We start from the raw sequence: 12557 nt of genomic DNA, 5'->3' as shown, positions 1-12557 counted from the left end.
ACCTCCCGCCGCCGCTTCGACTGGGTGTGGAAAATCACCCCCTTCGGCACCGGCTGGCCGGACATCTCCGAAAGGCACAGCGCCTGCCCCGCCAGTTGCAGATCGTCGTTCGGCCAAGGGCGGCGCTTGCCGTGCTTGTACTCCACCGGGTAGATGGTCCCGTCGGGCTGGAACTCCACCACATCGCAGCGCCCCGACAACCCCAGCCGATCCGACCACACCGGCAAGCCGAACTCGACCCGCACTCCGGCCTTGATCTCGTGGTGGAGCGTGTCCACCCGCTCGTGTTCCAGCGTGCCGCTGATGGTGTGGACGTTGTCGGCGAACTCGCCCTCGCCGTGGATCAGGAAGCAGCGGCGCGGGCAGTAGGAATATTGGTTGAGGGCGGAGAGGGGGATGGGGTCGGGGGTTTCCATGATTGTCATTTGTAAAAGTGAGCTAACCACAGCAGGAATGGGTTGGCCTTGTGGGAGTGGGCTTTATGCTGGTTCCCAAGCTCCGGCTTGGGAACCCAAGTCTTGCAAGCTCTAGTGCTTTGTCAGCCCTGTCATGTGCGGCCAAACCGCGTCATATTTGAAAGCGATGGCCGATAGGATGGGTGGAGGTGCGCCATGAAGAACCACCGAATCTTGAAAAGGCCGCGGCGCACCGTAACCCATCAGAAGGCCGACATCGCCCGATGGGTTACGGCGCACGGCCAGAATCGCCAGGGTTTTCGGCCTCATGCCCAGTGCGCCTCCACCCATCCTATAGGCTACACGTCATTCGACGCATGACAGAGCGCTAGCTTGCCGAGTTATCCCTAATGCCGTTTATGAAGCCGCACGCCCTTCGGCAAGTTATCGTCCGTCCACTCACAAACGATTTCGTAACCCGCGAAGGACTCGGGAAATCCTTTTTCCTTCGCCTCGCCGATCAAATTAACCTTAATCCCCTCAAACAGCTTATGGGCATGGGCGCAACCCAACCTAGCCTCGCGCTTATTTTGTTCGGCATTATTCTCGTGTTGGGTGCCGACATGCTCGAAATCATACAAACCCCGCACCACCATTTCCCCCCGCGCCGCCGAGCGGTCATGCTCGAACATATACAGTAGCGCCTCGAATAATAAATCCAAATCAGCCTGAGTAAACCCGGTTCGTTCGGCGAAAGCGGGCGACACATACCCTTTGGCGGAATATAGGGCATACGGGACTATATGTTTGTGACCTTGAATCCCTATCTGCTGTTCAACAGGTTTACTTTCGAGACGCGCCGCACAAACGGTCATAGCAATTTCCAACGGGTTTACTGGATGGAAAGATTGGCCGAAGGTAAGTTGCACCGGGCCACGTACCTGCCCCCAGGCCGAGCCTTTCATTACGTCATCACCAGTGGATAGTACCCCACCGAAGGTGCGTACATCGAAAAACTCCCGACACAGCCACCGCATGGTGAATTCAGCCTGTCTATCTTTTTCTTTATGCTGCTTTTTTGCTTCTGCAACGCCTTTTTTCTGCTCCGTTTCAATCACCGCACCTTGTTTAATCAGTATATTGAAACCATTGGTTTCTGCGGATTCTCGATCAGGCGCGAATTGCTCAATATAATTTCTCACTTTACGTTTCAAGCAAACATCCGACACCAGCCCTTTATTTGAATTGGGATCGAAGCGCGGCATATTCCCCGCATCGGGGTCGCCGTTTGGGTTGCCGTTGGTGACTTCAAACAGGATCAGAAAGTCGTGGCGATTGGTTAAGGCGGTTTGGCTCATGGTTATCTCCTAGTATTGCTGATTATAAGGATTTAGTATCGTTCCCACGCTCTGCGTGGGAACGATGAATATGGACGTTATGCGTGGGGCAATAACTCTAATTCATCGTCCGCATCTTCCGGTTTTATTTCCCCGGTTTTCTTCCTACGGACATACTCGTCAATGGCCGCTTTCCTAACCGCCATTTGTTGATAAAACCCCAGCGCGAACCGGCCTTGTTCAATTAAATTAAAGTGCCGGGGAAATTGCGGTGCGTCACCGGGTTTATCCGGCTGAAATAAAATCGCCGCTTCGTTGATCGAATTCTTAATCTTATTCGCGGCACGTTTGCCCTTCTCACCTTGTTGCCGGAGTTTCTTCAAATGGTGGGTGTGCAATTTCCACAACAATGAAAATGCGGTATTCGGCGTAGTAACGGCGGCGCTGAAATAACGCTCGGATACTGTAGCACCATCAAATCCGGCACCGTGCGCGGAACGCTGCAAAGAATCGAATATAGCCAATAACCGACCGCAGTTATAAGCTGGGTCGCTGGTTTCAAAGACTTGTGGTTTTATCATAAGATTTTCATCCTTTTGATTACGGTTGACGATTAAGCGTATGAGGGCAAATCTAGAAGGATTAGCCAATAATCCCAATCCATGTTTCGGCAAATCCACTTGCAGCCGATACAGCATGGGCTTTAATAACATGACCGATGGCACCGAGCCTTCCAATGCGGCACGGTAAAGTTGGGTTAAGGTTTCCGCCTGCAAATCCTTAGAATCCCTGACCGTGCTACAAGCAAGCCGGAATAACGCGAGGGGCGGCATGGATTCCTTATCCTTGGCTCTGCGTTTTTGATCCTCGTAAACGCTGGGGTCGCCATAAGGGGTTATTTCCAAATCATCAAACCACCGTTTGAAGTTTTCAAAAGCTTGCTCCAAGGTGATATGTAGCCAATGTCTGACCACAATCCGTCCGGCATTACCGGATAACGTGACGCTATAGAATCGGTCCCGCTTGACTAACTCCCGATCCAATCCAGCCCAAGGCGCGGCGAGAAAGGTTTTAATGCTGGCGGGATCGGGGCGGTTGAACATCTGGGCAATTCGGCTGGACGCTTGACGGGTTTCCTTCGCCCAAAAGCACACGCTCGTTTGACCAATTCGGAAGTGAGTATTGGCATCATTGAGCAATTTATTCAAAGCCACGCAATAAGCCGTAGCCGCGTCCTCTGAAATAGGCGAATTAAAGCTCTGCTTAAAGCCAAAAGAGGAGAAACTTGGTGAAGACTTTTCAAAGGAAACTACCTTAGCACCGCTGCCCTGAGTTTCTGGAACGCCTTGAATCTTTGGATTATGTGTTCTGGCAATTGGCGCGTATAGCCCTGTGACTAAGCACATTCCAAAAGTCGATTCATCTTTACTGCCTTCATCGAGGTGTTTATTCCTCTCTTGATTAAATTTGTCCTTCCAGTAGTTGCGGACTTCTTCGTTCTCCAATATAAGACTATCCCCAACCTTGAAAGTAAATTCGTCATTGCCAAGTTTTCTTTTACCCCCATCTGAGGAAACAACGAACCAAATATCATCCTCCATTACAAGGAAGCTTGGCGCTTTATTATTCAAGCTTTCGTAAAAAGCCAAAGCCGCTAGTAAAGATTCGTCTTGCGTGGCTTCTTGGCAGCTTTTTATTTGTTCCCACAAATGCTCTTTTTTAGCAAGCAACTTTTTCGGGTCTTTTGGTTTTTTTTGGAGATGGACTTAAACCAAATATTCCATCAACACCATCGGCTAAGAAGTCAGCGACTTTGCCTGAGTTGGTATCACCTATTATTCTCGGGCAAGAGAATGATTTTGATATTTTATTAGAATCAGTTGTATCAATCGGTCCTTGTCCTAGAAGTCCACCCTTCTCATCTAGTGAGATCACCCACCTTACTAATTTCTCCTCGAATGCCAAATTCCCAAGTAAATTCCGCGACTCCGCGAAATCATTTAATAGCTTCAATAACATGACTATTCCCCCTGAGTTGGACGGCGGGCGAATTTGGCGCGGGTCGGATAACAATCGAGCCGGTTATCTCGAACATCGGCGAAAAAGAATAAGGCTTCCGGCTTCACCAATTGGCCGACCGTGCGTGGTGCTGTTTGTCCGGTTTTGCCTTTCTTCACTCGTTCGGGATGAGCGCGAATATCAGCCATGTGTTCGCCATCTGCTAGCCAGCGGAAACCGTGCATCCGCGCTTCCGGGGAGAATACGTCATATAACATCAAGCCGAGATTTTCGTCATAACCCCGCCACCCGGATTCAAGTTCTTCCCGGCGGCGTTCAAACGCGGTTTCAGCGTCTTCTTCAAAATCAAAATCACAGGCGAATTCACGTACCCCGAGATAGGGCCGGTGATAACACTTGCCGGTGCGTGCCCGCCGCTTGATTTCCTCGACATAGGTCTTCAGGTTATGGCGGCTGCCCAGCCCCGATAAGTTCACTTCGGCGGTAATCAGATATTCCACGCCTTGCAAAGCCAGCATATTGCGTTGCGTGCCATCCGGGGCACCGCCACCCGCCTGAATTGGCGAAACCTTGTCCGGGGATTTCATCCAGGTTTTCGCACTATCCAAGCTAATTACACTGATGACTTCATTGCGCCGGAACGAAAACCAATCGCCGCGTTTGATGACTCGAATCTCGTCAATCAAGTAATAGATTTCCGGCTCCCAGAATATCGCCTCGAATATTCCCCTCGCGGCGGAAGGCGTCATCATCGGATAACTCACCCGCTCTACTTTCATCTCCGGGCGGGTATAACAGGCATAATCGCCCCACACCCGTATCGTCACCAAATTATCACTCATATCAAATAATCCTCCGTGGGGCGTTGATCTATCAATAGTCCGAGTTGATCGTGATACCAGCCCGGTTCTAAAACCTGAATATCGAGATTCGGCAACAAAGCCCGGAAGGCTTTGAATTTGGTTAATTTCACATAATCATGGGAATGCAGATTCACCATGAACCGTTGCAGCTTCCGCAAATCGTCGCGGGTAATCCGGGGTTTTCCTTTTTCTTGGGGGCGGGTTCTAATTTCATTGATGATGTCAGCCGCCCGGCCATACGGAACAATAACCGCTTGGGTATCATCGTCGATGACACGGGCCATTTCCGACACTTTGCGAAAGTGCAGTAATTCCCGCTCGTTTTGTATTTCCCGATCCGTGGGGGTCAGTTGATAAAGCTGGTCGAAGTACCGCTCGAATAAATCCGGGTCGGTGGTCAAGGCAAGGACTTCCAAATTTTCCGAAAGGGTGGCGGTTAGGCCGGTGGCGGTTTTGTAGATACCCGCTGGCAGGCTGTGTTTTTCGGGTATGAAGACGATCACCTCCCCCAGTGTCGGCTGGCCGGATTCGTCCTTGAGGCGGTTTTCCCGGTTGCAGCGCCCCGCCGCTTGCACGATGGAATCCAAAGGGGCCAGCGACCGCCAAAGAATAGGGAAATCCACATCCACCCCGGCTTCGATCAATTGCGTGGACACCAAGCGGCACGGCAGTCCATGACGCAACCGGGCGCGGATCGCCCACAGCTTGTCGAAGCGGTGCTGGGCGCACATGGCGGAGGAGAGATGGAACAGGCTGGGTTTCTGGTCCTCGTCCAGCCTGCCGCGCAGAGCTTCCCATAACTCGAAGGCGTGGCGGCGCACGTTGACCACGCACAGGGCTTGGTCCCGGTCGGCCATGGCTTCGGCCAGTTCGGCCCAACCCAGCGTCTCGTCGGGTTTCGGGAAGGGGCGGAAGGCCACCCGGTTGAGTTGCCGGAACATGGTTTGAGCCGCGTCTTCCGCGATGATCGGGGTGATTTCGTCCGGCCCGAAGCCTTCGTCCAGCGACAAGGGACGGCGGCGGAACGCGGGCTGGGTGGCGGTGGAGAACACGAAACTGGTGCCGTAATGCCGCTTCAATTCGCGGAACACGTTCAGCAACGGATTCAGCAAGTGGGACGGCAGGGTTTGCACCTCGTCGAACACCACCACCGACCGGGCGATGTTATGCAGCTTGCGGCAGCGCGAAGTGCGGCTGGCGAACAGGGTCTCGATGAATTGCGCCGAGGTGGTGACGATGACCGGCGCGTCCCAGTTCTCCACGGCGTATTCCGCCGGGTGGCGCCCGAAGGGCGACAGCGGGCGGGTTTCGTCGCGGTCTTCCGGCGGATGGACGGCGGAATGGTGTTCGATGACAACGCCTTGGTTGTCCGGGTCGAGGATTTGCCGGTATTGCGCGGCGTTCTGTTCGATGATGCTGAGGTAGGGGATGACCACGATGACCCGGCGCAAGTTGTGGCGGGCGGCGTGGGCCAGCGCGAAGGCCATGCCGGACAAAGTTTTGCCGCCGCCGGTGGGCACGGTCAGCGAGAAGAAGCCGGGCGGTTCGCTGGCCCGGTCGAGGCAGGCTTGAAAGATGCGGTTGCGGAGGGCGTTGAGGTCGCCGTCGCTGGCTTTTTCATTCTTCGCGGTGATGAGCCGTCGCAACAGGGCGGGCGCGTCCAGCCGGGGCGGCAGGCGGCAGAAGCCGTTGCCGTGGGCCTCGGTGTCGAGGCGGTCGGCGTCAATCAGCAGGGAAAACAGGATGCGGACGTAGAACTCGATGGCGTGCGGGCTGCTGTCGATGAATGCCGGGTCGGAGATGGCTTCCGGGATTCGCCCCAATTCCCGCTCGAATCGCGCCACCAGCGGGGGAACGCGCTGTTCCGGCTGGTATTTCGTGCCGAGCAGCAGGTTTTCCAGGTCGCCTTTGTCGTGCAATCCGGCGTGATGCCCGGCGATGGCGAAAGCCGACCCGAAGCCTTCCCGCGCCAAGGCCAGCGCCGCACCGTACACGGCGTGGTGGGTATCGTTGCTGCGTTCGCGTTGCTTGCGGAGGTATTGCTGGAATTCGTCCCGGTATTTGCCGAGATCGTGCAGCAGGCCGGACCAATAGGCGGCGTCTTTTAGCGCCGGATTGCTGTGCGTGGCGAAGTGCCGGGCGAGGGCGCCGACGGATTGCAGATGATCCCGCAGCAAATGCGGGATGCCGTTGGTGTTTTCGGTGTGGGCTAGGAATTCCATGTTTGATCTCCCCGATATCTGGATTCAAAGGCTAGGCCGGAACCGCTCTCCCGGACATGGGCGATGGGCGCGTCTGTCGAGGCCATGCGCTCCTCGCGGTTACTCAAGGCTGGATACGGGTTGAATTCCCCGGATGAGCAGGCGGAAGGCGGCGCGGCCTTGCGCGTCGCGCCCTCGGCCATCGAGTCTCAGGACTGAGATGGATGCCGTCGAAAACCGTCCACCACGCCCCGTGATTGGCAATGGATCGCAGCAGGTGGCTTATTTCAACGTAAATATTGGCGTGAAAGAAGTGAATATTCACATTTGCAGGTGTCTTGTGACCTTGGCTCACCGCCAAGGCCACATCGCCACGTCCGGCAGGGCGGTCATTCCAGGAACCGCCCGCCTCTCACCCCACCCATGGATTGTCGGTGCTGCCTCAACATCATTCAAAAACCGTAATATTGCTTTGTATTGATGTTACAGGGTAAACATACTACGGCGCACCGGAGCGCCTCGCCTTCGACAGCCTGTCAAAGGCGGTGGGCTGGATTCCGGCAAACGAGGCTCGCTTAAATCAAGCGCATAAGCCATCCACCACGCCATTCCGATCAACGGAGGGAAAATGAGTCAGCACCATCAGGCGAACAGCGCGCTCGGCCTGTTCAGGCGCATCCAGAGCGATAGCAGCGACCGCACGGCGTTACAAGAGGCCGCGCAACTTGCCATCCAAGTTGAATTCACCACCCCGGCCTGTCTGACGGGGCTTTACTCCATCAGCGAACCGGATACCCCGGCCCACCAATTGCTGCGCGGCGTTGTCATCGAGGATTCGAGCTGTCCCACTTCGTCAAGTTCCGCACCGTGGGCCAGGACAAGGGCCATTTCCCCGCCACCTATCCCATCGTGTCGAACCCGCGCCGCGAGGACTTCGAGAACCCGGTGGCCCTCGCCAAGGCGGCGGTATCTGGCGGAATGGCGGCAGCGCTATGCGGAGGCCGGGGCGAATCAGGATTACCCGTTCTGGCGGCGGCGGATGGCGGCGTAGTGGGCTGGGTTTGGACTTCCGGTGCCCGAAACCATTCTCCGCCACCGGCCAGCACGCCCCCTGCCTCGACAACCGCGCCCTGCGCGGAGCCAACCAGCCGGAGCTTCGGCGTATCCGGCGGCGCATGTGCCACGCCTTGTGGCGCGAACAGGCCAGCATCCCGGTTTGTGAATATCGCGGGCCAGACGCGGGATCACGCCGGTGCCCCGGATGACCGACGACATGCCGAATCCGGCCAATCCCCGCCACCGATAACTTCGCGATGGGGACCGGCTTGGGCCGGCCAGTTGACCATCCCGGCTAGTGTTCTGTCAGTCGTCGAAAGTCACGTAGAGCTGTTTTCGTCGAGTATCCGTTTTAACCCCCCCAACCCCCCTTATCAGGCGGGCTTTGCCCCCTCCCCTGATTAAGGGGAGGGGAGGGCCGGGGAGGGGTTTGAAATGGCCCGTACATTCATCTGAAAGACGCGCTAAGCCACATTGCAGGGCTGACGAAGCACTAGGCTGAATCCGCCTCGGGAAGCCCCCCGCTCACTGGCAGCCACACGGTGAATTCGCTGCCCTGGCCGATGCCGCCGCTGCTCGCATCGACCCGCCCGCCGTGCATTTCCACCAGGCGCCTGACCAGGGCCAGGCCGAGTCCGAGTCCACCTGAGGCGCGGGCCAGCGAGCGGTCTTCCTGGGTGAATGGCTCGAAGACGCGGCCAACGAGGTCCGCCGGAATGCCGACCCCGTTGTCGCGGATATGGATGACCGCCTCGCCGCCCTCGCGCCGCACGACAAGCTCGATGCGGCCGCCGGGCGGGGTGAACTTGGCGGCGTTGTGGAGCAGGTTGCCCACGATCTGCACGCAGCGGGTGAAATCGGCGTCGAGAAGTATCGGCGGGTCGGGCAGACTGACCGTGAAATGATGGGCGTGCGCCTCAATCGCGGCGCGATGGGTCTCCACCGCCTGGGCCGCGATGTCGGAGAGCGCGACGACTTGCCGGTTCAGCACGACCTTGCCCTGGGTCACCCGCGCCACGTCCAGCAGGTCATCGAGCATGACCTTGAAATGGACGACCTGGCGCCCAATGATCTGGGCGACACGGCCGCAGATGTCGTCCTGCGCCTGCGCCTGGGTGTGCCGCCGCAGCACTTCGCCGGCGTTGGCGATGGCGGCCAGCGGGTTGCGCAGCTCGTGGGCCAGCATCGCCATGAAGTCGTCCTTGTGGCGGTCCGCCTCGGCCAGCGCCTCGTTGCGGTGGCGCAATGCCTGCTCCAGTCGCTCCCGCTCGCCGATCTCAACCCGCAGCGCCGCGTTGGCGGTCTCCAATTCGGCGGTGCGCTCCGCCACCCGCCGTTCCAATTCATCCCTCGCCCGCCGCAATTCCAGTTCGACGATGCAGCGCAGGGCCGTGCGGTATCGACCGCCGCTGGACTCAGCCACGCTGTACAACTCCACGGGCCGGCTGCCGCCATCCCGGCTGAGAATCCGCAACTCGCTGATGACCGCTGGCTTTTCCCGCTGTCGGCAACGCCGGAGATGATCCAGCAACACGGGCCGGTCCTCCGCCGCCACGAAAGTGAGCAGGGGATAGCCGACCAAGCGCCCCCGCGCCCGTTGCAGCAGGCCGGCGGCGGTGAGGTTGCTTTCCAGGATCACGCCGTTGGGGTCGAGGACGACATAGCCCAGGGGCGAGAAATCGAACAGATCGGCATAGCGGTCGCGGGATTTCTCCAGTTCGGCCTGGGCCTCGCGCAATTCCTGGTTCTGTATCTCCAGTTCGGCCTCGTAGACCTGGATTTCGTGGAGCAGCGCCCGTAATTCATCGCGGGTGGCCGCGATGGCCTCGTCACGCACGGCGTCCGGTCCGAGGGATTCGATCCGGGCCTGCAACTCCGTCTCGGCCCGTGTTCTGAGCGATTTCTTGTCCATGGAGTCTCATCCCATTCATTTGGCTTGCGCCGTGACATCTTCGAACGCCAGCAGGATCAGGGATTCCGCCCCGGCCTTGGTTTCCAGCCGACGGCCATTGAGCATCATCCGGCGCGGGCCGAGGTCCGGGAATTCATGCTCGATCATCAGTTTCTCGAAAACGGTGTCTTCGGTGGCGATGCTCCGCAGGGCGCTCAGCAGGGCGGGGGAGTTCCACTGCTCGTCCCCCAGGGCGTACACCGGGCGGTCCCGGGTGATGTCCGGGGCCACCCGGAACAACCGACAGAAGGCATCGTTGGTGGCCTTCACCCGCAGTTGCCCGTCCAGCACCAACAGCGGCTCGCGCACCGCCCCGACGATGGCCTCGGCGTAGTCCAGGGCTTGGCGGCGGGTCTCCTCCAGGCGGGCTTGGTTCTGCTTCAACTCGTCGATGTCCATCAAGGCCAGCACCGCCCCGTCGATCTTGTGGGCCTGGGTCTTGTAGGGCCGCACCTTGAGGTTGTACCAGCGGCCCTGGCTGTCCTGGACCTCGATCTCCTTGGTGCCCAGGGTGTCCAGCACCTCGCCGATGAAGGGCACCAGGTCGGGCACGCTGAACCTGGGGTTGATGTCGGCGAAGGGCCGCCCGATGTCGGTGGGAATCAGGCGGAACAGCTTCTCCGCGCTGGGGGTGAAGCGCCGCACCCGCAGGTCGTGGTCCAGCATCACGATGGCGACGTTGATGCTGTTGAGCAGGTTGGTCAGGTCGTCGTTGACCTTGGCCAGCTCCTCGTTGCGGGTTTGCAGTTCCTCGTTGAGGGTGGTGAGTTCCTCGTTGGCGGATTGCAGCTCCTCCTTGGCGGTTTCCAGTTCCTCGTTGGTGCTCTGCAATTCCTCGTTGCTGGACAGGATTTCCTCGTTGGCCGAGCGCAGCTCCTCGTTGAAGGCTTCCTGGGACTCGATCACCGATTGCAGATATTCCTTGGTGGCCGCCAACTCCTGCCTGAGGCCCTCGGTCTCGCCCGCCCGCTCGGCCTGGGCCGGGAGCCGGTCGGGGGCGCTGGCCGTTTCCGGGTGGGGCGCCGGGTCGTGGGCCGAGCGCAAATCCTGGAACAGCACCAGGAAGAATTTCTCCATGGTCGCCTGCGGGCCGTTGACGGGGATGACTTCCAGGCTGGCCCGGTAGCCGTCGCCGTTGCCCTTGAACAACACGCCCTCCTTGCGGACGGCGCGGCCCGATTCGGTGGCCTCGTGGAGGGCGGTGTGGAGCGGAATCATCAGCCCCTCCTTCGCCATCCGCAGCAGGCTGAAGCTGGCCCCGCCCGGCGCCGGCTCCAGGAAATAGCCGGTGCGGCCCCGGAATTGCAGGATGTTCAGGTCGCCGTTGACCAGCACGCCGGGCGGGCTGTAGCGGTCCAGCAGCAGCCGGTCGGCCTCCCGCTGCGGGTCGAAGCTCTTGGGGATGCCCTCGGGCAGGCTGACCACCCGGCCCGGCTGGTCGAGTCCGTGGTCCCTCCGCGCCAAGTCCAGGATCAGCCGGGCCGAGACGTTCTTCTTGCTGTAAATCCTGTGGCGCTTGTGGGCCGGGGCGAACAGGTCGGCGAAGGTGCCGATGCTTTCCGAGTTGCCCAGCAGCAGGAAGCCGTTGGGATTGAGCGCGTAGTGGAACATCGGCAGGACTTTCTTCTGCAATTCCTGGCCGAAGTAGATCAGCACGTTCCGGCAACTGACGAGGTCCAGGTTGGAGAACGGCGGATCCTTCGCCACGTTCTGCCGGGCGAAGATGCACAGGTCGCGGATCGGCTTGGACACCTGGTAGCCCGAATCACACTTGGTGAAGAACCGCCGCAGCCGCTCCGGCGTCACGTCGGACTCGATGTTGTCCGGGTAGACACCGGCGCGGGCCTTGTCCACCGCCAAGTCGCTGATGTCGGTGCCGAACAGTTGGATGGGCGCGTTGACCCCCTTTTCGCCCATGGATTCGACCAGGGCGATGGCCAGGGAATAGACCTCCTCGCCGGTGGAGCAGCCCGGTATCCAGATGCGCAGCGCCGCGTTGGCGGATTTGTCGGCCAGGATGTGGGGGAAGATTTCCTCCTTCAGCGCCTCGAACACCTCCGGGTCGCGGAAGAAATTGGTGACGTTGATGACCAGGTCTTGATAGAGCGCCGTGGTCTCGGCGGGGTTCCCCTCCAGATAGCGGGCGTAGTGGTCCAGCCGTTCCAGCTTGTGCAGCGCCATCCGTCGATGGATGCGGCGCCGCAGGGTGCTTTGCTTGTAGGCCGAGAAGTCCACATGGCTGATCGCCCACACCAGGGCCAGGACGCGGCGGAGTCCGTTCCATTCTTCGGGCGGCGTTTCGGTCTGGAAGGCGACCAGCGGCGAGAGCAGGCGCGGGGCGTGGCCCTTGAGCTTGATGAGCTCCCCGGCGATGTCCCCCGGCGGCAGCACCATATCCGCCACCCCGGCCTGGATGGCGCTGCGGGGCATGGCGTCGAACTTGGCCGTCGCTTCGGCCTGGACCAGGGTGATGCCGCCCTCGGCCTTGATGGCCTTGAGTCCCAGCACGCCATCCGAGCCGGTGCCGGACAACAGCACGCCCACCGCCCGGCCGCCCTGGTCGCTGGCCAGGGAGCGGAGGAAGAAGTCGATGGTCTTGTGGCGCGGGCTGGCGTCGCCGACGGCCTGCACGGTCAGCACGCCATTGAGCAGGACCAGGTTGGCGTTGGGCGGGGTGACATACACATGGTCGGCTTCCAGGGCCACGCCGTCGGTGGCCTCGACCACTGGCATCA

At 59.2% G+C, this 12557-nt stretch carries 11 protein-coding genes; 3 read left to right on the top strand and 8 right to left on the bottom strand.

Annotation, left to right across the window (positions count from 1 at the left end):
• The 6 genes from cas4 to ACXWUF_RS09975 form a co-directional block, all read right to left on the bottom strand.
• The coding region (gene cas4 / locus ACXWUF_RS10000; protein WP_458494529.1) for a CRISPR-associated protein Cas4 at positions 1–416 on the bottom strand (416 nt) is incomplete at its 3' end.
• A gap of 386 nt (positions 417–802) precedes the next feature.
• On the bottom strand, positions 803–1753 hold the full coding sequence (gene cas7c / locus ACXWUF_RS09995) for a type I-C CRISPR-associated protein Cas7/Csd2 (RefSeq protein ID WP_458494528.1): 951 nt from the start codon (positions 1751–1753) through the stop codon (positions 803–805).
• Between the two features lie 77 nt (positions 1754–1830).
• On the bottom strand, positions 1831–3462 hold the full coding sequence (gene cas8c / locus ACXWUF_RS09990; RefSeq protein ID WP_458494527.1) for a type I-C CRISPR-associated protein Cas8c/Csd1: 1632 nt from the start codon (positions 3460–3462) through the stop codon (positions 1831–1833).
• A complete protein-coding gene (locus ACXWUF_RS09985; protein ID WP_458494526.1) occupies positions 3452–3751 on the bottom strand; it encodes a hypothetical protein in 300 nt (99 codons plus the stop codon). The genes cas8c and ACXWUF_RS09985 overlap by 11 nt, the downstream gene beginning before the upstream one ends.
• Positions 3752–3753: 2 nt before the next feature.
• Entirely contained in the window at positions 3754–4593 is an 840-nt protein-coding gene (cas5c, locus tag ACXWUF_RS09980) for a type I-C CRISPR-associated protein Cas5c (protein ID WP_458494525.1), read from the bottom strand.
• Positions 4590–6836: a CRISPR-associated endonuclease Cas3'' gene (locus ACXWUF_RS09975; RefSeq protein ID WP_458494524.1), complete on the bottom strand. Its 2247-nt coding sequence runs from the start codon at positions 6834–6836 to the stop codon at positions 4590–4592. Before ACXWUF_RS09975 ends, cas5c begins: the two co-directional genes overlap by 4 nt.
• Positions 6837–6899: 63 nt before the next feature.
• Here ACXWUF_RS09975 and ACXWUF_RS09970 point away from each other — a divergent pair, with 63 nt between their 5' ends.
• The 3 genes from ACXWUF_RS09970 (at position 6900) to ACXWUF_RS09960 (ending at position 7866) form a co-directional block, all read left to right on the top strand.
• Positions 6900–7034 (top strand): hypothetical protein, encoded by a 135-nt coding sequence (locus tag ACXWUF_RS09970; RefSeq protein WP_458494523.1) that lies wholly within the window; start codon positions 6900–6902, stop codon positions 7032–7034.
• Between the two features lies 1 nt (position 7035).
• Positions 7036–7296, top strand: coding sequence for a hypothetical protein (locus tag ACXWUF_RS09965; RefSeq protein ID WP_458494522.1), 261 nt, complete (start codon positions 7036–7038; stop codon positions 7294–7296).
• A 147-nt stretch (positions 7297–7443) separates the two neighbouring features.
• Positions 7444–7866 carry a hypothetical protein gene (locus tag ACXWUF_RS09960; protein WP_458494521.1) on the top strand — a complete coding sequence of 141 codons (423 nt, stop codon included), beginning with the start codon at positions 7444–7446 and terminating at the stop codon, positions 7864–7866.
• Positions 7867–8364: 498 nt separating this feature from the next.
• Here ACXWUF_RS09960 and ACXWUF_RS09955 read toward each other — a convergent pair whose 3' ends face one another.
• The gene (locus tag ACXWUF_RS09955) at positions 8365–9783 is read right to left on the bottom strand and encodes an ATP-binding protein (RefSeq protein ID WP_458494520.1); all 1419 of its coding nucleotides are present in this window, start codon (positions 9781–9783) and stop codon (positions 8365–8367) included.
• A gap of 15 nt (positions 9784–9798) precedes the next feature.
• On the bottom strand, positions 9799–12557 hold a 2759-nt coding region (locus ACXWUF_RS09950), incomplete at its 5' end, for a CheR family methyltransferase (RefSeq protein WP_458494519.1).

It is taken from the genome of Methylomagnum sp. (genome assembly GCF_054333355.1).
This window is presented reverse-complemented; position numbering and strand designations above follow the sequence as displayed.

What these genes read in the sequence shown, in the direction of transcription:
- cas7c (WP_458494528.1), bottom strand. Translation starts at nt 1,753, where the DNA reads ATGAGCCAAACCGCCTTAACCAATCGCCACGACTTTCTGATCCTGTTT.
- ACXWUF_RS09985 (WP_458494526.1), bottom strand. Translation starts at nt 3,751, where the DNA reads ATGTTATTGAAGCTATTAAATGATTTCGCGGAGTCGCGGAATTTACTT.
- cas5c (WP_458494525.1), bottom strand. Translation starts at nt 4,593, where the DNA reads ATGAGTGATAATTTGGTGACGATACGGGTGTGGGGCGATTATGCCTGT.
- ACXWUF_RS09975 (WP_458494524.1), bottom strand. Translation starts at nt 6,836, where the DNA reads ATGGAATTCCTAGCCCACACCGAAAACACCAACGGCATCCCGCATTTG.
- ACXWUF_RS09970 (WP_458494523.1), top strand. Translation starts at nt 6,900, where the DNA reads ATGGGCGCGTCTGTCGAGGCCATGCGCTCCTCGCGGTTACTCAAGGCT.
- ACXWUF_RS09965 (WP_458494522.1), top strand. Translation starts at nt 7,036, where the DNA reads ATGGATGCCGTCGAAAACCGTCCACCACGCCCCGTGATTGGCAATGGA.
- ACXWUF_RS09960 (WP_458494521.1), top strand. Translation starts at nt 7,444, where the DNA reads ATGAGTCAGCACCATCAGGCGAACAGCGCGCTCGGCCTGTTCAGGCGC.
- ACXWUF_RS09955 (WP_458494520.1), bottom strand. Translation starts at nt 9,783, where the DNA reads ATGGACAAGAAATCGCTCAGAACACGGGCCGAGACGGAGTTGCAGGCC.